At 61.4% G+C, this 21,005-nt stretch carries 23 protein-coding genes, 1 tRNA gene and 1 pseudogene; 14 read left to right on the top strand and 11 right to left on the bottom strand.

Annotated features, from left to right (window positions below; translation table 11 throughout):
- Nucleotides 1-271: pseudogene (locus AUJ55_01850) on the top strand (hypothetical protein).
- Between the two features lie 52 nt (nucleotides 272-323).
- Here AUJ55_01850 and AUJ55_01845 read toward each other — a convergent pair.
- Together AUJ55_01845 and AUJ55_01840 are read right to left on the bottom strand one after the other, a co-directional pair.
- Nucleotides 324-1,139 (bottom strand): hypothetical protein, encoded by an 816-nt coding sequence (locus AUJ55_01845; protein ID OIO61014.1) that lies wholly within the window; start codon nucleotides 1,137-1,139, stop codon nucleotides 324-326.
- An 89-nt stretch (nucleotides 1,140-1,228) separates the two neighbouring features.
- Nucleotides 1,229-1,528, bottom strand: a complete 300-nt coding sequence (locus tag AUJ55_01840) for a cytochrome C (protein ID OIO61013.1) — start codon at nucleotides 1,526-1,528, stop codon at nucleotides 1,229-1,231.
- 184 nt (nucleotides 1,529-1,712) lie between these two features.
- Between AUJ55_01840 and AUJ55_01835 the strand changes: the two genes are divergently transcribed.
- Nucleotides 1,713-2,348: a thiamine-phosphate diphosphorylase gene (locus AUJ55_01835; GenBank protein OIO61012.1), complete on the top strand. Its 636-nt coding sequence runs from the start codon at nucleotides 1,713-1,715 to the stop codon at nucleotides 2,346-2,348.
- A gap of 198 nt (nucleotides 2,349-2,546) precedes the next feature.
- Here AUJ55_01835 and AUJ55_01830 read toward each other — a convergent pair whose 3' ends face one another.
- The 8 genes from AUJ55_01830 to AUJ55_01795 form a co-directional block, all read right to left on the bottom strand.
- The gene (locus tag AUJ55_01830; GenBank protein ID OIO61011.1) at nucleotides 2,547-3,320 is read right to left on the bottom strand and encodes a hypothetical protein; all 774 of its coding nucleotides are present in this window, start codon (nucleotides 3,318-3,320) and stop codon (nucleotides 2,547-2,549) included.
- Nucleotides 3,321-3,398: 78 nt separating this feature from the next.
- Nucleotides 3,399-4,310 carry a hypothetical protein gene (locus AUJ55_01825; protein ID OIO61010.1) on the bottom strand — a complete coding sequence of 304 codons (912 nt, stop codon included), beginning with the start codon at nucleotides 4,308-4,310 and terminating at the stop codon, nucleotides 3,399-3,401.
- Between the two features lie 9 nt (nucleotides 4,311-4,319).
- Nucleotides 4,320-5,504 (bottom strand): hypothetical protein, encoded by a 1,185-nt coding sequence (locus tag AUJ55_01820; protein OIO61009.1) that lies wholly within the window; start codon nucleotides 5,502-5,504, stop codon nucleotides 4,320-4,322.
- A gap of 84 nt (nucleotides 5,505-5,588) precedes the next feature.
- The gene (locus tag AUJ55_01815; protein OIO61008.1) at nucleotides 5,589-5,918 is read right to left on the bottom strand and encodes a hypothetical protein; all 330 of its coding nucleotides are present in this window, start codon (nucleotides 5,916-5,918) and stop codon (nucleotides 5,589-5,591) included.
- A complete protein-coding gene (locus AUJ55_01810; GenBank protein OIO61007.1) occupies nucleotides 5,915-6,220 on the bottom strand; it encodes a YggU family protein in 306 nt (101 codons plus the stop codon). The genes AUJ55_01815 and AUJ55_01810 overlap by 4 nt, the downstream gene beginning before the upstream one ends.
- A gap of 5 nt (nucleotides 6,221-6,225) precedes the next feature.
- A complete protein-coding gene (locus tag AUJ55_01805; protein OIO61006.1) occupies nucleotides 6,226-6,525 on the bottom strand; it encodes a hypothetical protein in 300 nt (99 codons plus the stop codon).
- 3 nt (nucleotides 6,526-6,528) lie between these two features.
- On the bottom strand, nucleotides 6,529-7,344 hold the full coding sequence (locus tag AUJ55_01800) for a pyrroline-5-carboxylate reductase (GenBank protein OIO61005.1): 816 nt from the start codon (nucleotides 7,342-7,344) through the stop codon (nucleotides 6,529-6,531).
- 235 nt (nucleotides 7,345-7,579) lie between these two features.
- Nucleotides 7,580-7,664 (bottom strand) — tRNA-Leu (locus AUJ55_01795).
- A gap of 468 nt (nucleotides 7,665-8,132) precedes the next feature.
- Here AUJ55_01795 and AUJ55_01790 point away from each other — a divergent pair.
- From AUJ55_01790 to AUJ55_01775, 4 genes are all read left to right on the top strand, one after another.
- Complete coding sequence (locus AUJ55_01790) at nucleotides 8,133-8,729, top strand: ubiquinol-cytochrome c reductase iron-sulfur subunit (GenBank protein OIO61004.1); 597 nt, start codon at nucleotides 8,133-8,135, stop codon at nucleotides 8,727-8,729.
- 48 nt (nucleotides 8,730-8,777) lie between these two features.
- A complete protein-coding gene (locus tag AUJ55_01785; GenBank protein OIO61003.1) occupies nucleotides 8,778-9,977 on the top strand; it encodes a cytochrome b in 1,200 nt (399 codons plus the stop codon).
- Nucleotides 9,978-9,997: 20 nt separating this feature from the next.
- Complete coding sequence (locus AUJ55_01780; protein ID OIO61002.1) at nucleotides 9,998-10,711, top strand: hypothetical protein; 714 nt, start codon at nucleotides 9,998-10,000, stop codon at nucleotides 10,709-10,711.
- 73 nt (nucleotides 10,712-10,784) lie between these two features.
- A complete protein-coding gene (locus AUJ55_01775; protein ID OIO61001.1) occupies nucleotides 10,785-11,597 on the top strand; it encodes a hypothetical protein in 813 nt (270 codons plus the stop codon).
- A gap of 35 nt (nucleotides 11,598-11,632) precedes the next feature.
- Here AUJ55_01775 and AUJ55_01770 read toward each other — a convergent pair whose 3' ends face one another.
- Nucleotides 11,633-12,814: a hypothetical protein gene (locus tag AUJ55_01770; protein ID OIO61000.1), complete on the bottom strand. Its 1,182-nt coding sequence runs from the start codon at nucleotides 12,812-12,814 to the stop codon at nucleotides 11,633-11,635.
- Nucleotides 12,815-12,924: 110 nt separating this feature from the next.
- On the opposite strand from AUJ55_01770, the gene AUJ55_01765 reads away from it, so the two are divergent.
- The 8 genes from AUJ55_01765 (at nucleotide 12,925) to AUJ55_01730 (ending at nucleotide 20,986) form a co-directional block, all read left to right on the top strand.
- Nucleotides 12,925-13,536 carry a ribosome biogenesis GTP-binding protein YsxC gene (locus tag AUJ55_01765; GenBank protein ID OIO60999.1) on the top strand — a complete coding sequence of 204 codons (612 nt, stop codon included), beginning with the start codon at nucleotides 12,925-12,927 and terminating at the stop codon, nucleotides 13,534-13,536.
- A gap of 142 nt (nucleotides 13,537-13,678) precedes the next feature.
- Entirely contained in the window at nucleotides 13,679-14,626 is a 948-nt protein-coding gene (locus tag AUJ55_01760; protein OIO61020.1) for a hypothetical protein, read from the top strand.
- A gap of 133 nt (nucleotides 14,627-14,759) precedes the next feature.
- Nucleotides 14,760-17,426: a preprotein translocase subunit SecA gene (locus AUJ55_01755; protein OIO60998.1), complete on the top strand. Its 2,667-nt coding sequence runs from the start codon at nucleotides 14,760-14,762 to the stop codon at nucleotides 17,424-17,426.
- 7 nt (nucleotides 17,427-17,433) lie between these two features.
- Nucleotides 17,434-18,642, top strand: coding sequence for a bifunctional ornithine acetyltransferase/N-acetylglutamate synthase (locus AUJ55_01750; GenBank protein ID OIO60997.1), 1,209 nt, complete (start codon nucleotides 17,434-17,436; stop codon nucleotides 18,640-18,642).
- Nucleotides 18,623-19,063, top strand: a complete 441-nt coding sequence (locus tag AUJ55_01745) for a hypothetical protein (GenBank protein OIO60996.1) — start codon at nucleotides 18,623-18,625, stop codon at nucleotides 19,061-19,063. The genes AUJ55_01750 and AUJ55_01745 overlap by 20 nt, the downstream gene beginning before the upstream one ends.
- Nucleotides 19,064-19,122: 59 nt before the next feature.
- Complete coding sequence (locus AUJ55_01740; GenBank protein ID OIO60995.1) at nucleotides 19,123-19,920, top strand: hypothetical protein; 798 nt, start codon at nucleotides 19,123-19,125, stop codon at nucleotides 19,918-19,920.
- Between the two features lie 3 nt (nucleotides 19,921-19,923).
- Complete coding sequence (locus AUJ55_01735; protein OIO60994.1) at nucleotides 19,924-20,571, top strand: hypothetical protein; 648 nt, start codon at nucleotides 19,924-19,926, stop codon at nucleotides 20,569-20,571.
- Between the two features lie 7 nt (nucleotides 20,572-20,578).
- Nucleotides 20,579-20,986 (top strand): hypothetical protein, encoded by a 408-nt coding sequence (locus tag AUJ55_01730; GenBank protein ID OIO60993.1) that lies wholly within the window; start codon nucleotides 20,579-20,581, stop codon nucleotides 20,984-20,986.
- Nucleotides 20,987-21,005: the final 19 nt, after the last annotated feature.

Raw genomic sequence — 21,005 nt, 5'->3', positions numbered from 1 at the left:
CGAACGACTGCGCAATTTCGAGGACGACGTCCTACGGTTCATCGACAATCCGCTGGTTCCCTTCACCAACAACCAGGGTGAAAACGACATCCGTATGGTCAAGCTGCACCAGAAAATCTCAGGATGCTTCCGCTCCAAAGAGGGCGCCGATATCTTCTGCCGCATCCGCAGCTACCTGTCGACCTGCCGCAAACACGGCATCGGTCCCACCCCAGCCCTGACCCTCCTCTTCGAAGGTAACCAACCCCTCTTTATGAAAGAAAACCCGTAGGGAAAAACCGGGGGGATGGGAGGGGCTGAATAGTTACAATCCCGATAGCCCCTCACCATCGCCAGATCACGACCGCCTCGCCCCCCCCCGGCAGGGGCGCAACTTGCCAACTCAGGGCTTGGGAGGATGAGGATTGCTCCCCCGCCACCCTCCCGGTCCAATAGCCGATGGCGACCGCAGGGAGGAGGTCGGAGGCCCAGTGCTTGTCGTGATGCATACGAGCATAAAGGGTGGTCGCCGCCAGACTGTAGGCGATCGGGCCAACCCAGGTGTCGGGATGGCGGGTCGCCAGGGCCGAGGCGATGGCAACAACACTGGTGGCATGGCCCGAAGGAAAACTCGTGACGTCGCTGCCGGTTTGGAAAGGGCCGTGCCAACGATTGGGCCCCTGCCCGGTGTAGGGACGGGCCCGGCCCGTCATCGACTTGAGCGCCACCGTCACCACCCCCGAGCCGAGATAAGCCTCCGCCGCCGCCAAGGCGTCGCCCATGACCGTTTTGTCCTCCAATAGCCAGCCGCCGACATACCCCAAACCGATGAGGGGGACGAGGTTGAGGCCATCACCCAGGGCGTTACCGAAACGGGCGACGTCGTTTTGCGGCGTGCCGTCGTGGCTGCGAATCCAGGTGCGGATTTGGCCGTCGTATTGATGGAGGGCGACCGTCCCCAACCCGACCGCCCCGGCCCACAACCATGCGGTTTCGTCCCAGGTTGTGGGGTTCTGGACCATCCGCCCCATGTCTTCTAAAACCCCCGTGGGGCTGGGCCAAAAGTCGGGGGCGCCCAACGCGTCGGCCTGCGCTGAAGCCGCCACGCAACCGTTTGCCAACCCCATGACCAACCCCGCCGCCAACCAACGACGCTTCATAAACCTGCTCCGCCCTTCATGCCAAACTCAATGCAAAAAGGGCGGCTTGCGCCGCCCTTTTTGGGAAATCAACAACCACCGGTTGTCGCTTACTGCTGGGCCAACCAGGCGGCAACCGCCTTGCGATCATCGGAGGCGATGTTGGGGAAGGCGGGCATGATCACGCCACCCTTGCCGATCTTCTCGACCACCTCGGCCTGTTCTTGATGGCCGGCAATCTTAAGCAGCAGACCGAATTTGCCCTGACCCTTATCGCCGTGGCAGGCGGCGCAGGCCTGCTCAAAGATCTGTGCGGGGGCTGCCCCGGCTGCCGGGGTATAGGATTCCTGGCCGCCACAAGAGGCCAGGAGGAGTGCGGAAGCGGCGAGCACGGGGGCAACACGGCGCATGAGAACCTCCTTCGAAACGGTAAAAGCCTGAAAAAAATAGGCGAAAAAAGACGGTTTGAACGATGATGGGGGTTGGCGGGCAGTATCCTCATGCTGCCCAAGATGGCAAGTCCGGTCCGGGAACCTCGCGTCCTTCGTGGCTTCGCACCCCCGTTCAACCTTTCACCCGACCACGGAGCTTCATATGTTCGCCTCGCCCCTTTACGTCATCACCGACGAACAGCTCACCCCCGACGCCTCGATCGAAACCCAGATCGCCGCCGCCCTGGCGGGGGGGGCTAAGGCGGTGCAAATCCGCACCAAAAGCGGCGGGACCGCCCGTCGGGTTGCCCTGGCGCGGCGACTCAAACCCTTTACCTACCGGGCCGGCGCCCTGTTGATCGTCAACGACGACCCGGAGGCCTGCCGCCAGGCGGGGGCCGATGGGGTTCACCTGGGCCAGGAGGACGCGACCGACCTCGACGCAGTGCGCGAAATCGTCGGTGAAGAGGCGATCATCGGGGTCTCGTGCTACGGCGATCTAGAACGGGCCAAACAGGCGGTGGCCGACGGCGCCGATTACGTCGCCTTCGGTTCGATGTTTCCCTCCGAAACCAAACCCCAGTCCCCCACCATCAGCCTCGACGTGCTCAAAGAGGCGGTCGCCACCTTGAAGGTGCCGGTGGTCGCCATCGGGGGAATCGACGGCGAGAACATCGGCCAAGTGGCCGCCACCGGCATCGATGCCTGCGCCGTGGTCTCCAACCTCTTCAGCGACCACGCCCCCACCGCGATTCAAGAGCGGGCGAAAAACCTGATTGCCCGGTTTGCTCAGGGTTAAGGAAGCGCTGATTGATTCGCGCTTCCGAGCGGCCCAGGGAAGGGCCACCAACATAGCGCTGTCGTAGGAGGCGGCCTAAGTCGCCGAAGCTCTGCTGATTTTGCAAGCGAAGCCAAAACCATCGCCGCCTCAGGGCGCCTACTTTTGATTTTTGCGTAGCGTGCTGATTCAAGGCAGGAGCCTTTCATCAGCGTTTCCCTAAGTCGACGCCGACATCTTTGACGGTTCTCGGCTATTACCGACCGGCAAGAACAACCGCACCAGCGGCGCCAGCACCGCCAATCCCACCACGATGGCGGTGCCGGCAGGCAGGTCGGCCAAGGCCGAGGCGGTCATCCCCCCCAGCACCCCCAAGCCGCCGATCAGGCTACCAACCCACCACCACCCCGCCTTGAGTTTCACCACCGCCAGCGCCGGCATGATGAGCAGCGCGAAAACCAAAAAAACCCCGAGGATCTGCACCAGCACCGTCACCGATGCGGCCAAAATCAGGTAAAAAGGGCGGGAGCGGCGCCAAGGATCGGCGACCCGCGCCCCCCAGAGCACCACCACCCCAGCTACCGCCGCAGCCTGGGCCGCCTGCCCCCAACCGGCCCAGAGAATCTGGCCGCTGAGCAGCTCCACCCCCTCCTCGGCGCCGTGGGGGTCGTGGGCCAGCAGCAGCAAGGTCAAAGCCCCCGCCGCCACGTAGATCACCCCGATCCAGGCCTCCGCCTCTTTTTTGAGCCGTTCCACCAACAACCCAGCCAGGGCGGCCACGCTCAAGGCAGCCAACAGCGCTGCCAGTTGCTCCTCCCATCCCCCCTTCCAACCAAGCAGATGGGCCGCTACCACCGCCGTGGCGGCGACCTGAGCGATGGCCAAATCCACAAAAACGATGCCGCGTCGCAGCACCTCGCGCCCCAAAGGGACCAGGGCGACGGCGGCCAAAACCCCGGCCAGGATGCCGGGTAAAAGCCACAAAAGATTCATCGGTGCCTCGTGTGGATCAGGTTGACTCGTGGACGAAAGGGGCGGATCGCCCGCCCCATCCCTGGCACCGCCGCCGCTTTAGCGCGCCGCAGCTTGCAGCAGGCGATTGAGGATGGCGTCGAAGTGGGCCTCAAGCCCCTCCTCGCCGCTGCCGGTCGGCAGCTTCACCACTGGCAGGCCGGTATGGTCGCTCAACCACTGCGCCGCATCGGGGCTGCGCCAATCGGCGATGACGATGGCGCGTGCCGGTTGGCGGGACAGCATCGTCCCCAGCTCCGCCAGATGGCGGGTGGTGGGGGGGATCCCCGGTTTAGGTTCCAACACCCCCGCCTCGATCGCCCCCACCGCATCAAGCAGGTAGGGCCAGGATTCGTGATCGAGTACCAACCGAGCCCCTTGGAGCAATGCCGCCCGCTTGAGCCAGCCCGCCAGAAAAGCGCCCCAGCGGGTTTCGAAGCGGGCGAGCCCCGCATCGAGGGTCGCCGTATCGGCTCCCGGTTGCTCCTTGAGCTGGGCAACAATGTGGCGGGCCAAGGGCAGCATGGCGCGGGGATCGAGGGTGTAGTGAGGGTTGCCGTCGGGGTGAATGTCCCCCTCATCGCGGGTGACCGAACCGGCCGGTTTGCCCAAGATCGTCAGACCCGGCGCTTTGGAGGCGTCGATCAACCCTCCCTGGGGGGTCAAACGGTCGTTGCGGGCTTGGCGCAGCAGCACCGGCAACCAGCCGCTCTCCAGTTCCATCCCCACCGCCACCACCACATCGGCGTGGGCCACCTTGGCAATCAGAGAGGGGCGGGCAATAACCCGGTGGGGATCCTGGGCGGGGGTTGTCAAGCGGACCACCTCGACCGCCTCCCCCCCGACCTCTTGGGTCAGGGCGGCAAGGTCGGGCAGGGTGGCGGCTACCCGCAAAGGGGCCGACCACGCGCTAGAGAAATAAAGGGCCAAACCCAACACGGCCCCAAGCTTCACAAAAGAAATCTTGTTCATGGCCGCTCCTTAAAAGGCATGCGCGCCATGGGCGCCCAGAGAAAGCATGTAATCGAGGGTCACGCGGGTGTTGGGGGCGTCGCCGGTACCCCGTCCGGTCCACTCCTGGCTCGCCTCCAGCCGCACCTTCGAAAACTCAGAGCCCCGCCAGGTGGTCATGGCCGACAAGCGGCTGGCGGGGGTTGAACCGCCACTCATGCCGGTCGGGATCTGCTCGGCCAGTCCAACCACATCGAAGCGCAGCCCCCCCTCCCAACCCTGCCGCCATTGGTAAACCCCCTCGACCGCATACCCAGTCTGGCTGCGGGTGCCGCTGGCCAGGGCGCCGCCGGTGGCTGCGTCGACGCTGGCACCCGCCTCGCGGCGCTGCATCGCCTCGATCACCACCTTGAGGTTGCGCTCCAGGGGATTGCCGTCGGGGGCCCAGGTCAGCACCAGCGAGGCGGCTGCAACGTGGCCGTGGCCGGTGAAGCTCTGGCTATCGCTCTCCTCCAGGCGGTCTTGGCTACGGGCGTCGAGGTAGCCCAGATTGCCAAGCCACGAGGTTTCGTCGTTCAGATCGCCCCCCAGCCGCAGCGCCACCACCTTGGCCCCTTGCCCCCCGACCCGACCCGCCGTCGGGTAGCGCTCCCCCGAAAACCCCTCGACGAAAAGTTCAGCGTAGCCTGGAGTCGGCAGCAACCAGGCGGCGCGCACCCCCATGTCGCCGTATTGATTGCCCAGAAAGGCCTGATAGGGGAGCGAGGGTTCGTTGAAGGACCAGACGTGGGCGTGGCGGTCGTTGTTGTAGGCCAGTGCCGAGAAGAAACGGCCAAAACGCAGCTGCACCCCACCGGGCAGATCGGTGGTTTCGCCATAGGCCTCCTCAGCAGAAAGCCCCCCCTCCGGGGCGATGGCCAGGGCCGCAAAGGCGTAAAAATGGGGGTCGACCATCGCCGAGAGCGACAGCTCCGACTCGCGCAGGGCGAAACCGCGATCCCAAGCCCCCGCCTCCCCCCCCAGCGGCATGCCGGGCAGGGTCAAGGGTTGGTTATGACTGGCCTGGCTGTACTGCCCCCAAACGATCAGGGAGACGGCGGGGTTCATGCGGTTGTCGGTCACTTGCAAAGAGGAGGCGCCCGCCTGGGTACCCATGGCCCCCACGGCGCACACCAACGCCAGCCGGATGGCTGGTGCAAAACGCAGCTTGTTCATCGAAAACCTCTGCTTGGATTTTTACCCATGACGGACCGCCCCACGGGCATTACCCAGGGGCGGTGGCGTTTTCAGTGGAAAATCTCAGGAAGAGGCGGGCGGTGCGCGGGAGCGATAGGGGGTGGCCCCATGCCGAATGCGAGGCAGAGCAACGCAGGGAAGGTCGTTTTGAATCGGCGGGGCCACAGGGGCCAGCGCCAAAGGGGCAACAACCGGGGTGGGGCCGACGTGGGCTTGAAGCTGTTCAACCCAGCACCCGGCATCGCTGGTATCGACCGGATGGGTGTGGCTCAGAGCGCCCGAAAACCAAGTGCTGCCAAGCAAACAGAGCAGCAGCGCCGCTGTCAGACGGCGTTCGCCCAGGCGTCGCAACAACCGGCGCCAAGCGATGAGGCCGAAGCGCGAGGCCCTCATATTTCGAGCCCGCTTAAAGCGTTTTGAAAACAGATCAACGCCCCATCGTCGACCCCTTCGATGCGAAAACGCTTTTCGCGCGAGGTCTGCCCCGCAGTCTGGATCACATCACCCTTTCGCACCCCTAGAAGCTTGGCCAGGAAGGCGATCAACGCGGCGTTGGCCTTGCCGTCCACCGGCGGGGAGGCGACCCGGATCTTCACGGCCTCACCGTGCAACCCGGCCAGCTCGGTCCGTTTGGCCCCCGGCTGAGCATGCACCACCAGGGTGACGCTGCCATCGGGGTTGCGTTGGACCGACATCGTCCTCAATGCCCCAGGTTGTAAGCAAATTGGTGCAGGGAGCGCATCACCGCACTTTGCAAAAAGATGATCGCGAAGATGACCGCCAACACCGAGAAATCCAGACCGCTCACCACCGGCAGGCGACGGCGGATCGGCGCCAACACCGGCTCGGTGGTCTGAAAAAGAAAGCGCACGATGGGGTTGTAGGGGTCGGGCTGCACCCAGCTGAGGATCGCCCGCCCGATGAGCAGCCACATGTACATCGTCAAGGCCAGTTCAAGAATCGAGGCCAGAGCGTCAAGCAGATTGGCGATCAGAAACATGGCTTAACCCTTGGCCAGTTCGATGGAACGGTTTTTCGTTGCCCGAACCGCCTCGAAAATCGCGTGGCGCAGTCCAAAGGCCTCAAGGGCGGCAATCCCCTCGGCGGTGGTTCCGGCGGGGCTGGTCACCTGCTCGCGCAACAACCCTGGGGAACGCCCGGTCTCTTGCACCATCTTGGCCGAGCCCAGCACGGTTTGGTTGGCCAGTAGAAGGGCCATCTCCCGCGACAACCCCTCGCGCACCCCGGCATCAGCCAGCGCCTCGATCATCATAAACACAAAAGCAGGTCCGCTGCCCGACACCGCCGTCACCGCATCCATCAACCCTTCATATTCGACCTCGGCAACCTTGCCGATCCCCTGCAGCAAAGCGGTGACCTGGGCTTTGACAGCGGCAGTCACCTCTTTACTTGCGAACATGACGCTCATCCCCTCACCCACCAACGCGGGGGTGTTGGGCATAACCCGAATGAAGGGCTGCTGAGGACGACCCAGATCGCCGCGCATCCGGTCGACCGGCATACCGGCGGCGATGGAGACCAGGGTCTGGCCATCACTCACCCGGTGGCTGAGGCTCTTCATCACGGTGGGGACCTGCTGCGGCTTGACCGCCACCATGACCAAGTCGACCTCCCCCACCCACTTGCCGATGGTGTGGGGTACGTCGATCCCGTATTGCTTGCGCAGATGGTTGCGGCGGTCGGGGATGATTTCGTTGACGATGATCTGCTCGGGGGTCAGGACCCGCTTGTTCAAAAGGCCACAGATGATGGCTTCAGCCATGTTGCCGCCACCGATGATGCCGACTTTTCCGGTCATGCCCCGCCCTCTCTCGTATCGCTGATCGATCACCTCGCTACCGTTGGCGGCGGTGAGGCATCTGTTCCTTCGTATCGTTCGCCGGGCGATAGGGTAATCCACCCGCGAGTGGGGATCCACGCAGGAACATCCAACCGGCGATGCCGATTGGTCTGAGTTAAAACAAAAAACCCCGCAAGACTGGGAAGTCTGCGGGGTTCTCTGTAAACGGGTTGGACCCGTTGAACCTTCTGGATGGTGCCGAAGGCCGGACTCGAACCGGCACGAGCGAACCCACCACCACCTCAAGATGGCGTGTCTACCAATTCCACCACTTCGGCCTAGCTCCAAAAGGGCCGGAAGACTACGGAGGCCCCAGAAGGCTGTCAAGACCCCCCAAAAACAGACTATTTATGAAGAATGAGACGCCGAGTCGAAAAGAGCCCAGGACGATTATCATCATTAAAAATGCGGTCTTTTTGGTTGTTTCGAGTTTCCTAATATGCTTATGTTCTAAATGAGTGAAACACTACCGATGGGATGGTAAGTGGCCAGAAAAACATTGAACCCGCCCATCAAGTCTTCTAATAATCGTCCCCTTCGGTCGCTTCGGGAGGGGGATGGTTGGGCTTGGGGTTAGCGGGCAATCGTTCCGAAACGGCGAGGCCATTTGCATCACATCGAATTGTGGGTCATCCGACCTGCATCACCCAGCCGTCACAAATCAAAAACAGAGTAAGAACGGCGCATATCCTTTGCCGCATTGCCCTCGATGCGGCGGGCTAAAACCCAGGAGAGGAGTCATTCCTATGTCGCAACAGGCACCTAATCCCGGTCGGAGAAGGTTCCTCGCGGTGGCCACCAGTGCGGTGGGCATCGCCGGGGCTGCCGCCACGGCCTTCCCCTTCGTCCGGTCGATGCAATCGGCCAAGGACACACTGGCTATGTCCACCACCGAGGTGGAGATCGGTCTGGTTGAGTTGGGGCAAATGATCGTGGTCCCCTGGCAGGGAAAGCCGGTCTTCATCGTCCATCGCACCGAGGAGATGCTCGGCACATTGGACGCTCGGACCGACCTGAAAGACCCCATGAGCGACGAACCCGAGGGGGGAGACAACCCCGAGTGGTTCCTGTCGGGCGACGAGAAGGTCAAGGCCTATCGCGCTCAACGCCCCGAGTGGTACATCAGTTCCGCCGTTTGCACTCATCTGGGCTGCGTTCCTCTCTTCAAACCCGAGATTGGCGACCCCGAAATGGGCGGGAACTGGCAAGGCGGCTGGCATTGCCCCTGCCACGGCTCCAAGTACGACTTAGCGGGCCGTGTGATTGAAGGCTCCCCAGCACCGCGCAACCTTCAGATCATGAAGTATGCGTTCATGAGCGACACCACCGTCCTCATCGGCTGATCCCCAAGATCCAGTTCTCACGATTTCAGTCCCAGATAGGAGAAACCCATGATCGATAAAATCATGGAAACCCCGCTGTTTAAGTGGGTCGACAAACGGATGGGGGTGGGCGATATGATCCGCTCCCAAGCCACCGAATATCCTGCCCCCAACAACCTGAGTTACATGTGGAACTTTGGCTCTCTGGCCATTTTTGTTCTGATCATTCAGGTCGTCACCGGGATTTTTTTGGCGATGTATTACAAGCCTGACGCGGCCATCGCCTTCGACTCGGTCGAGCGCATCATGCGCGAGGTCAACTACGGCTGGCTGCTGCGCTACATGCATGCCATCGGCGCCTCTGCCTTCTTCGTTGTCATCTACATGCACATCGGCCGCAACATGTACTACGGCTCCTACAAGGCACCGCGCGAGCTGCTGTGGATCGTTGGGGTGGTGATCCTGCTGATCATGCAGGGAACTGCCTTCTTCGGTTACCTGCTCCCCTGGGGCCAGATGTCGTTCTGGGGGGCGGCGGTCATCACCAATCTGTTCGGGGCGCTGCCTTATATCGGCGATTTTCTGGTTGAGTTGCTGCGCGGCGGCTTCGGTGTCGACGATCCGACCTTGAACCGCTTCTTCTCACTGCACTACCTCTTCCCCTTCCTGCTCTTCGCCGTTGTGGGCGTCCATATGCAGGCGTTGCATATGGTCCACTCCAACAATCCCGACGGGGTCGAATTCAAAGAGCTGGAGAAAACCGGCCGCACCGTTCCCTTGCACCCTTACTACACGATCAAGGATTTGTTCGGGCTCGGCGTCTTCCTGATCGGTTATTGCTACTTCATCTTCTACAACCCGACAGGTTGGGGTTATTTCATGGAGGTGGACAACTTCGTCCCCGCCAACCCGATGCAAACCCCAGCCGAGATTAAACCCCTTTGGTACCTGACCCCCTGGTACGCCATCCTGCGCTCCTTCCCCTGGAAGCTGATCGGGGTGATCGCCATGGGCGCCTCGCTGGCCGTGCTCTTCCTGCTGCCCTGGTTGGATCGGGCCAAGGAGCGTTCGGGCCGTCGCCGTCCGGTCTTCCGCATTGCCCTGGCCCTGTGGTTCGTGGCTGTGGTTCTGCTCGGTTACTGCGGTCTGAATCCCCCCACCGAAACCCTGACCATGCTGGGCCGCCTGTGCACCGCCTACTACTTCGGTTTCTTCATTGCCCTGCCGTGGATCAGCAAGAGCGATGATAAACCGGCGACCAGCGCATAAGCCAAGGGAGAATCTTTGACATGAAACGACTGATTCATGCGATTGCCCTCGCCTTTGCGGTTGCCGTTGCGCCCAGCGCCATGGCCGCGGAGGGGCACATCGAATTGCTGCAAGCGAATAACGATATGTCCGAGCAGAGCATCAAACGTGGGCTGGCGGTGTTTACCAACGTTTGTATGAGCTGCCATTCGGCCAAATACCTGAAGTGGCGCAACCTTTTGGAAGAACCCTTCAATCTGAGCCGCGAACAGGTCGACGCCATCCGCAACAACTTTGCAATGAACGCGATGAACGATGGCTTGATCACCGACCTGCAACCGGCCGACGCCAAAGACTCCTATGGCAAGATTCCGCCCGACCTGTCGCTGATCACCCGGGCCCGTCATGGGAATGAGGACTATGTCTTCTCGCTTCTCAATGGCTTCACCGAGGCTCCGGCCGAGTTTTCGGGGAATAACTTCAACGCCTATTTCCTCGGCCACAACATCGCCATGCCCCAACCGTTGTTCGGCGATGACATCACCTATGCCGATTTTGAATACCTTAACGGCGACGAGACCCCAGCCTCGTTGGAGCAAGAGGCCAACGACGTAACTGCCTTCTTGTCCTACGTAGGCGAGCCAGCTCAATTCACCCGCCAATCGATGGGCAAATGGGTGTTGGGTTTCCTGTTCATCTTCACTCTACTGGCTTGGCAGTGGAAACGGGCCGTCTGGGCCGATGTGAAGCACTAAACATCTAGCTTGAACCTTCAGGGGGGAGCCGACGCTCGTCGGCTCCCCCCTTTTTTTGTCGACCGAGGACGCCATGCTTGATCTCCACGCCATCCATCAGCAGTTGCTCCCCATCATCCGCCAGGCCGGTGCCATCGTGCAGAGTTACGCACACCCCGACGACATGGGGGTCAGCCACAAAGACGAGGCGGGCAAGGATCCCCTGACCCTGGCCGATCTGGCGGTCGACCGCTTTCTACATGAGGCGCTCGGCGCATTACTGCCGGAAGCGGGATGGCTTTCCGAAGAGACCGCCGACGATACCGGTCGGCTCGACAAAGAGCTGGTCTGGATTGTTGATCCCATCGACGGCACCAAGGAATTCACCCAACAAATTCCCGAATATGGTGTTTCCATCGCCTTGGCCCAACGAGGCCAACCTGTGATTGGGGCTGTTTTCAATCCTGCTACCGACGAGCTTTTTCACGCTCATAAAGGGGCAGGAGCCTGGCTCAACGATCAGCCCATCCAGGTTTCGGCGCGTGCCGAACTGGCGGGGTCAACCTGCCTGTTCTCCCGAAGTGAAGCCAAAAAGGGGCTCTTCACCCCCCTGGAGGCGACCCTCACCCCCATCTTCGCCGGCTCCATCGCCGTCAAGCTGGCATGGCTGGCAGCTGGACGCTCGGATACCTTCCTAACACTGGTCCCGAAGAATGAATGGGATTACGCGGCGGGGATTTTGATTGTGGAGGAGGCGGGGGGGCGTTGCTCGGGTCGGAAGGATGTCGACCTCATTCTAAATCAGGCCCGGACCAAACGGCCCCACCTGATTGCCAGCAACGGCGTTTTACACGAACCGTTCCTGGCTCTTCTAGAGAACGTTCCCGACGGCCCGGACCGTCGCTGACTTTGGGCGGTGGACCGAATCGAAGCGGTGGCTCTTTAGGCCCATTCGATTCGGTCGCCGCCGAGGGTCTTGGCCAGATACAGACCCTCTTCGGTCCGACGGATCCACTCGTCGAGATCCTCTTGATCCTGCAACAGCGATAACCCCGCCGAGGCGGTCAAACGGGGCGCGCCGGGATGTTGGGATCCAATGGCGGCAATGGCCTTGATCCCCTCTTGCAGCAACTGGGTCATCGCCTCGGCCTCGTGGTCGACAAACAACACGGCAAAGCGCTGCCCCGACATCCGCACCAACCATTCGGTCGGTGTCGTCAACGCTAGCAGTTGCTCGATGATCCGACGCAACATCTGATCGCCCTCTGCCTCGCCCCAACGTTGGTTGAAGGGCTCAAAGCGGTCCATGTCGAGGATCGCCAGTCCCAGATGAAATCCCTCCCGGCGCCAGCGACTGGTTTCGCAAGGGAAAACCCAATCCAAAAACTGCCGGTTCACCAGATGGGAGACCGGATCAATGAGGTGGCGCTGGATCAACTGCTCCTGAACCAAAGCATGATCGAGCGCCAGAGCAATCAGTTGCCCGATCCGGTCCAGCATTTCGCTGCCCTGATCGGGGATGTAATGGTCGGGATCGGGGCTGCCCAAGTTGATGGTACCGATCAGCCGGTCTTCTACCCGCAATGGCAATACCGCCAAGCTCGCCACACCGGTCCAATCGGGGAACAACAGTTTCAGCACCGAAATCTGGGGCTCGCTCATCAATACCGTCCGTTCCAACATCCGGCCCGGGCCCAGAACCTCAAACTCCCGGCGGGCGCGGCACAAAACCCGGCGATGACCATCTTCTTGCAGATAGGCCTGCAACAGGGAGGGGGGATCGATCAGGGTGATCGAAACCGTTTTTAAATCGAAGGCCGATTCGAAACTGAACAGGATGTAGCCGAGTAGGGCATCGAGCCCCCGGGTTTGCGACAGCCCCTGCTCAATGCTTTCGAAACGACGCTGAATCGCCTCGTTGCGCCTGGCCTGTTGCAAAATACTGTGCAGCTGATCCCTTAGTTTTCGGCTTTCTTGCTGGAGACGCCGGTTGAGGCTGTCCTGTATGCTGACCACCTTCCCCCCCCCCGAGGGCATCAACCGCACTGCCACCTCTTGAGCGACCTCGGGGTGGTCGGTTAGCCAGGTAACGATGGTGTCGGCACTGAAATGAGGATCGGACATGAACGCTCCAAAACGGGGGCAATAAACGCTACCGTGCACAAGCTGCGACCATACAAGACAACCTCCTGCCCACGCTACGAATCGAGCAGCATGACCTGGCGCCAAAAACCATGACACCTCCCAACCCCCTACGCCGCGCACAGTTTCTGGCTTCCCATCCCCGCCCCCCGTTTCCTCCGCAGGAGGGGCCTGAGATCGCCTTTGCCGGACGCTCCAATTCGGGTAAATCGACCCTCATCAACGCCTTGTGCGAGCAGAAGGGGCTGGTGCGAACCTCTCGAACCCCGGGACGCACCCAGGCCATCAACTTTTTTTCGGTTCCCGGCTTGCAAGGGCGGCTGGTCGATCTTCCCGGCTACGGTTTTGCCAAGGTGGGCATCAAGATGAAGGAGGCCTGGGGGCGGGTCATGGCCGATTATTTAATCGAGCGCCCACCCCTGACCGGATTGGTTTTGGTGGTCGACGCCCGCCGCGGGCTTCTTCCCATGGACTATCAGCTCATCGATCTTCTCGATCTGCGCAACATCCCCTGCCAGTGGCTGGTGGCGTTAACCAAGATTGACAAACTCTCCCGCAATCAATGGATGGGAGCCAGCCGCCGTCTCGATGCCGAGATCCGTTCCAGGGGTGGGGCCGGAGCATTCCCGGTTTCGGCCCCTGAGCGCGAAGGTCTTGCCCCCCTGTTGGGGGCTCTTTTGCCATGGTTTGACCCAAACCAGTGACCCTGCCCACATTGCAAAAAGGGGTGTTCCATGATAGTAACCCCCGTTTTTTCGGGCGCTTGGATCGAATGCCTTGGGTAAAAGCTGAAGATTGAATTGTTCGAGGACCTTCATGCATCGATGGCTCAACAACTGGTCTGTCATGATCGCTCCATCCGATGGGCGCGGTCAGGCTCGGACCTTTATCCTAACCCGGCAGGTCATCCGCTGGGGTCTCGGCGGTGGTTTGGCACTGGCCATGTTGACACTTGGCATCGGCGGCTGGGGCATTCATCAAATGAATCGCCTCGACCAGTCATACGAAGCGAGTAGCACTCTGGTTGCCGAAATCGAGCGGGCCCGCATCCGCATCGCCGAGCTCGACCACAAGCTGTCGGCAGAGCAGGGGCAGCACCATGCCATCGTCGAATCGTTGGCCCGGGAGGTTGGGCAGGCTCAAGCCCGCCTTGCGCGCATGGAATCGTTTGGATCCCGACTGGTCGACGTGGCGGGACTTGAAGAGGGGGAGTTCGATTTCTCCACCGAACCGGCGGTCGGCGGCCCCAACCTGCCCAGCATCAACACCACCGATTCTCTGGCCAGCGCCCTCCCCTCAGCCCTGAACGATCTTCTTACCCGCACTCAGGCCGTAAGCGAGCAAATCGACCTGCTTGGCACCTTCTTAGAGGTCGACCAGCTGCGGCAATCGACCCAGCCAGGACGTTGGCCCACAGATGGTGGATATGTCTCCAGCCCCTTCGGCCACCGCATCTCCCCTTTCGACGGTAGCGACGGTTACCACTTCGGGGTCGACATCGCCAATCATCTGGGCGCCTCGGTGCGCGCCTCGGCCGATGGCATCGTCACCTACGCTGGCCCTCGCTACGGTTACGGATTTCTGGTCGAAATTGACCATGGCGGCGGATTAAAAACCCGTTACGGCCACAACTCGAAGATTCTGGTCAAGGTGGGTCAGCGGGTAGCTGCTGGGGAGCAGATCGCCGCCGTCGGCTCAACCGGACATTCCACCGGCCCCCATATCCATTTCGAGGTGTTGCACGGAGGACGGGCGGTCAACCCGATGCCCTACCTGCGACAAGCCAAGAACTGATCCTACCGATCCGTCATTTGTTTTGAGATAACCCTGGGATTTTCCCCAGGGTTTTTCTTTAATACAGCTCCGAAACATGGGGCTCTCTCCCCCATCAACACATCCCCGTCGGGGTTCAAGATAGGAGGCCCGAGTGATCGGCACCCTCGTCCGCAAGATTGTTGGTAGCAAAAACGATCGTGAAATCAAACGTTTGAAGAAGACCGTCCAACGTGTCAACGCTCTAGAAGAGCAGATGCAGGGTAAAAGCGACGAACAACTCACCGCGCAAACCGCGCTCTTCAGGCAACGGCTGGAACAAGGGGAAAAGCTCGACGACCTCCTGCCCGAGGCTTTCGCTACTGTGCGTGAGGCGGGCAAGCGGGTTTTGGGGATGCGCCATTTCGACGTTCAGTTGATGGGCGGCGTTGTCCTGCACGAAGGCAAAATCGCCGAAATGAAAACCGGCGAGGGCAAAACCCTGGTCGCCACCCTACCGGTTTACCTCAATGCCCTGACCGGCAAAGGAGTCCATGTCGTCACGGTCAACGATTACCTGGCCCGCCGTGATGCCGAATGGATGGGGCAGATCTACCGCTTTCTTGGCATGAGCGTCGGCATCATCGTCCACGGTATGGACGAGAAAGAGCGGCAGATCGCCTACGGTTCCGACATTACCTACGGCACCAACAACGAATACGGCTTTGACTATCTGCGCGACAACATGAAGTTCCGCGCCGAGGATCTGGTGCAACGCCCCCTGCACTTCGCCATCGTCGACGAAGTCGACTCGATCCTGATCGACGAAGCCCGAACCCCCCTGATTATTTCGGGCCCCACCGAAGACCGTACCGATAAATACGCCCTAGCCGACAACCTGATTGCCGATCTCACCGCCGAGGACTACACCGTCGACGAAAAGAGCAAGACGGTGGTCCTCACTGAGGAGGGCAACGAAAAGGTTGAGCGATTGCTTGGGCTCGACAATCTCTACGATCTTGCCAACGTCGAGATGGTCCACCACGTCAATCAGGCGCTGCGAGCCCACCAGATGTTCAAGCGGGATGTGGACTACATCGTGCGCAATGGCGAGGTAGTCATCATCGACGAATTTACCGGCCGCATGATGCCGGGGCGGCGCTACTCCGACGGGTTGCACCAAGCCTTAGAGGCCAAGGAGAAGGTCGCCATCCAGAACGAGAACCAGACCCTGGCCTCGATCACCTTCCAGAACTACTTCCGGATGTACGACAAGCTGGCGGGGATGACCGGCACCGCCGACACCGAAGCGGTGGAGTTCCATAAGATTTACGAACTTTCGGTGGTGGTCATGCCCCCCAACCGACCGGTACAACGGATCGACCAAGCCGACGTGGTCTACCGAAACCTCGACGACAAATTCGCCGCGATCATCGAAGACATCCGCGCCTGCCACGAAAAGGGACAGCCGGTCCTGGTTGGCACCGTCTCCATCGAAAAATCGGAAATGCTCGCCAAGGCCCTGGCCCAGGCCAAGGTCGCCCACGAGGTGCTCAACGCCAAACAACACGAGCGTGAGGCCTTCATCGTCGCGCAGGCGGGGCGCAAGGGGGCGGTCACCATCGCCACCAACATGGCTGGGCGCGGTACCGATATCGTGCTAGGGGGCAACCCCGAGATGCGCTTGCTGATGGAGTTTCCCGATCTCGAAGGTCAGGAGCGCGAAACCAAATTCGAGGTGCTACGCCAGGAATGCATTACCGAAAAAGAGGAGGTCATGCTGGCGGGGGGTCTGCGCATTATCGGCACCGAACGCCACGAATCGCGGCGTATCGACAACCAGCTGCGCGGTCGTGCCGGACGCCAGGGCGATCCCGGTTCGTCCCGCTTTTACATCGCCCTGACCGACGATCTGATGCGGATTTTCGGCTCGGAGCGGATGGACAAAATCATGGTCCGCATGGGGATGCAACCCGGCGAGGCGCTGGTTCACCCCTGGCTGACCAAATCGATCGAGATGGCCCAAAAGAAGGTCGAGGGGCGCAACTTCGACATCCGCAAACAACTGCTCGACTACGACGACGTCATGAATGAGCAGCGCAAGGTGGTCTACAGTCAGCGCCGTGAGGTCATGGACGCCGCCGATGTCTCCGACTACATCGAGTCGATGCGGGAAGACACCGTCGACCAGATTCTCAACCTACATCTTCCCCCCACCGTTCACCCCGAAATGTGGGAGGTCGCCGCGGCGACCGCCGAGTTCCAGCGCATTCTCGACCTCGATCTGCCGATTCAGACATGGGTGACCGATGGGGAATCGGAATGGGACGACATCCGCCGCAACATTCTTGAGGCGGCCCGCAGCAACTACCTCGGCCTTGAGGGGCAAGCGGGCAGCGAAAGTCTGCGGCAAGTCGAGCGGATGGTGCTTTTGCAGGTGCTCGACGGCCTGTGGAAGGATCATCTGCTGACCATGGACCACCTGCGCGAGGGGATTCACCTGCGCGGATATGCCCAGCAGGATCCCAAGCGGGAGTACAAGAAAGAGTCGTTCCTGCTCTTCCAGCAATTCCTGGATCGGGTGCGCAGCGAGGTGGTCGCGGTGTTGCACCACCTGAAGGTCTCCCCCCCCGATGTTGCGGCGATGGCCGAAGCTCAGGCCAAGGCCGATGCGGAACGGGCCCGCTTGGCCGGCATTCGCCCCGACTTACCGGGCACCCCGGACGCCGACGGAATCGAAAAACAGCACCCGGTGGTACGCAGCGACAAAATCGGGCGCAACGATCCCTGCCCCTGCGGTTCGGGTAAAAAGTTCAAACATTGTCACGGAAAGGCGGCTTGATCCCATCATGCCCATCGGTCCTACCCAACTGCCCGATCTTCAACCCATTGCCGGTCTTAGCTGGGGCATCGCCTCGGTCGGGGTGAAAAACCCGACCAGGTTGCGTCCCGATGTCGCCGTCTTGGTGGCCGAGACCCCCTGTGTCTGGGCCGGAGCTTTCACCCTCTCCGGCAGCCGGGCCGCCCCGGTGCGCTGGAGCGAAGCGCGAAAAGGGCTCCCCTTCCGCGCGTTGGTGGTCAACAGCGGCAATGCCAACGCCTGCACCGGCAACCGGGGCATGGAGGATGTTGCGACCTGTGCGTCGCGATTGGGACAGGCGGTTGGATTGGAAGAGGGACAGGCGATCCTCGCCGCTTCGACCGGGGTGATCGGCGAGCTTCTACCCATGGAAAGACTGCTGCCAGGCATCGATGCCGCTTTTGCCGATCGGGGCGAAACGCGTTGGGAAGACGCGGCCCGGGCCATCATGACCACCGACATCTTCGCCAAGGGGGCGAGCCTAACGGTTGATCTGCCCAGCGGCGGCAGCGCCACCTTCACCGGCATCGCCAAGGGCTCAGGGATGATCCACCCCAACATGGCCACTATGCTGGGTTTTATTGGCACCGACGCCGACCTCGACGAGACGACCCTGTCGGCCATGCTGCGCCGCAGCGTCGAAGAGAGCTTCAACACCATCTCGGTCGACGGTGACACCTCGACCAACGATTGTGTGTTTGCAGTGGCGACCGGACGGGTGGCGGTCGAACCCCGCGATAAAGAGATGCTTGAAGGGGCGCTGCTTGAGATCTGCAAGCAGCTGGCCGATGCCATCCTGCGCGACGGCGAGGGGGTCACCCGGATTATGAACATCCAGGTCGAGGGGGCCCGCGACGACACCCACGCCAAAAAGGTGGCCGACACGGTGGCGACCTCCCCCTTGGTCAAGACCGCTCTGTTCGGCGCCGACCCCAACTGGGGCCGGATCGCCGGGGCCATCGGCCGGGCCGATCCCGAGCTTGAATGGGAACGGGTCTCGATTTATCTGGGCCCCTATCCGGTAGTGGTCGAAGGGCAACGCCATCCCGACTACCGTGAGGAGCAAGGGGCCGAGGTGTTTAAAGCGCAGGAGGTCGACATCGCCATCGATCTTGGGGTTGGCCGCGGTCGTGCTCTCAAGCGCAGCACCGATCTGAGTTACGACTACATCAAGATCAATGCCGATTACCGCTCCTGATGCGGCTTTCCCCACGTTATGGGTTGCCGCTGCGGTGTTGGTCGACACCCGCGGACGGGTTTTGCTGGCCCGGCGCCCTGAAGGGGGGCATCTGCCGGGCCACTACGAATTACCGGGGGGGAAGGTGGCTTTGGGCGAAAGCGTGGCCCAGGCCTTGCAGAGGGAACTGATCGAGGAGTTGGAGCTGAACCTGGCCATCGATTCGACCCAGGCTTGGCGATTCGTAGAGCATCGATACGATGATCGGCATGTGGTGCTGCTTTTGTTTTGGATCGACAACCTCAATCCCGACATGCCGATCCAACTGCACGTACACGACGATGTGCAATGGGTTCATCCGGAAGCGTTTTCAAGCTACCTTGTTCCCCCCGCCGATCTTGATGTGATGACATCGATTGCGGCACGGCTTTGTTCCAACTGAAGCTACCGACCCCAGGTAATCCCATTTAAGTGGGCTCCCTAAGGCCCAGGAGGAGAAACATGAAGATCGTTCGCACCGCCGCACTGGCCTCTATGGCCGGACTTGCCTTCTCGGCCCCCGCCCACGCCGGTAATTTCAACATCAACCCCCAAGATCTATTGGCCGCCGCCCAAGCGACCGCCCAGGCCAACTTCGAAGGGCTCTCCGACGATCTGGCCGCCGCAATTTGGATGAACCCCTCCAACTCGGCAGAACCCCACTCCGACGGGATCATCCCAGTAGGCTTCTCGGTCGGGGCCGAGCTCAGCATGCTCAAGGTCGACAACAACGCCTCGCATTGGGCCGCATTGACCGCCGCCAGCCCCGGACTCACCGTCCCGGCCTACGTCCCGGCCCCCAAGCTGCGTGCCTCGGCTGGGATCCCCTTCGGCATCGACGCCGGAATCATGATCGTTCAGATCCCCAACTCGAACGTGAAGGTCACTGGCTTCGAGGGCCGTTTCTCGATTGGTCAGTTCATCCCGGTACCCATGCTTGAGGCCAACATCCGCGCCTATCAGAGCAAACTGACCGGTATTACCGATTACACCCTGACCGATCAAGGGGTGGCGTTGATGGTGGGGCTCGATCTCCCCTTCGTGAAACCCTATGCCGAGGTCGGCCAGATGAAGGCGACCTCGACCCCGAGCGGCGCCTTGACCTCAGGTCTGGTTGCCTTGAGCGAGTACAGCAAAACCGTCACCACCACCACGATTGGTGTCAAAATCACCGCCATTCCCCTGCTGACCCTGACCGGCGAGGTGGCCAAGGTCGGCTCCAAAAGCCTGACCACCGTTAAACTCGCGGTGGAGTTCTAAGCGATGTTTCGATCGAACCGTATGGTCTGGCTTCCTTTATCCTTGATCCTCCTGATGCTGGGGGGGTGCGGTCCGGGAAGCCCAAAATTGTTCTGGGGCATCGACGAGGGCTCGGGTGAGACGGTCCCCACCCCAAAAAATCTGTCTGCCCCCCCCTCTCTGGACGACAACCTCTACGAACCGTCCCCCTCCGGGGCGGCAACTCCCGAAAACGACGGCGCGATGGAACGCGCCGACGTTGAGGGCGCCAGCGCCTCCGGTCGCCGTTGGACGGTCCTGATTCCCGATCCCCGCCCGTTCGACCAGGTCTGGCCGGTGTTGGTCGATGCCGCATTCGACATGCAGGTTTTGGTTCTCGACGCGAAGGCTGCAGCCATCGGTACCGACTGGCTCGCGATCAAGAATCCCCAAGGAGCCTTCGGCGTCACTGCGGGGAGCACGGCACAACGCCGTGCGCGTTACGCACTCTTCCTGGAGGCATCCCCCAACGGCAGCGTAATCCGCGTCGTCGCTTTCACCCAAGGCCGCCATGCAGTCGGCGCTCCATGGATCAACACCAAGGTCTCCTCGATCGACATCGAGCCGATGTTGCGCCTGCTGGCCAGGCATGACTTAAAACACCCCTCCCCGACCGTCGCCTCCGGGAACTGACCCACCCATGCGACCTCTGCGCTGGCTGCCGCTTTGGTTGATTCTGGGTTGGAGCTACGCACTGACCATCGTTGTGTTTTGCCTGATTCCGTTGGCATCCCCCTCCCTGAACTTCCATTGGTCCGACAAGCTGGAGCACCTGTCGGCCTATGCCCTGTTGATGGGCTGGTTCGCCCTAATCCTGCTCGATCCCACGCTGCTTCGCCGCTACGCCCTGGGCTTCATCGCGATGGGCTTGGGGATCGAGTGTCTGCAAGGTCTGACCGACTATCGCAGCTTTGAATGGGCCGACTGGGGGGCCGATTCACTCGGAGTCCTCCTCGGGCTGCTGCCGGTACGCTCGAACGCCGCCCAGGCGTTGCTCCGGCTTGAAAGCTGGCTTCCCGCCCCGGCAGGGAACCCTCCGCCCCCCTGACCGCCGTTCGTGGACCTCT

The sequence above is a fragment of the Proteobacteria bacterium CG1_02_64_396 genome, assembly GCA_001872725.1.
Taxonomy (GTDB): domain Bacteria; phylum Pseudomonadota; class MNWR01; order CG1-02-64-396; family CG1-02-64-396; genus CG1-02-64-396.
This window is presented reverse-complemented; position numbering and strand designations above follow the sequence as displayed.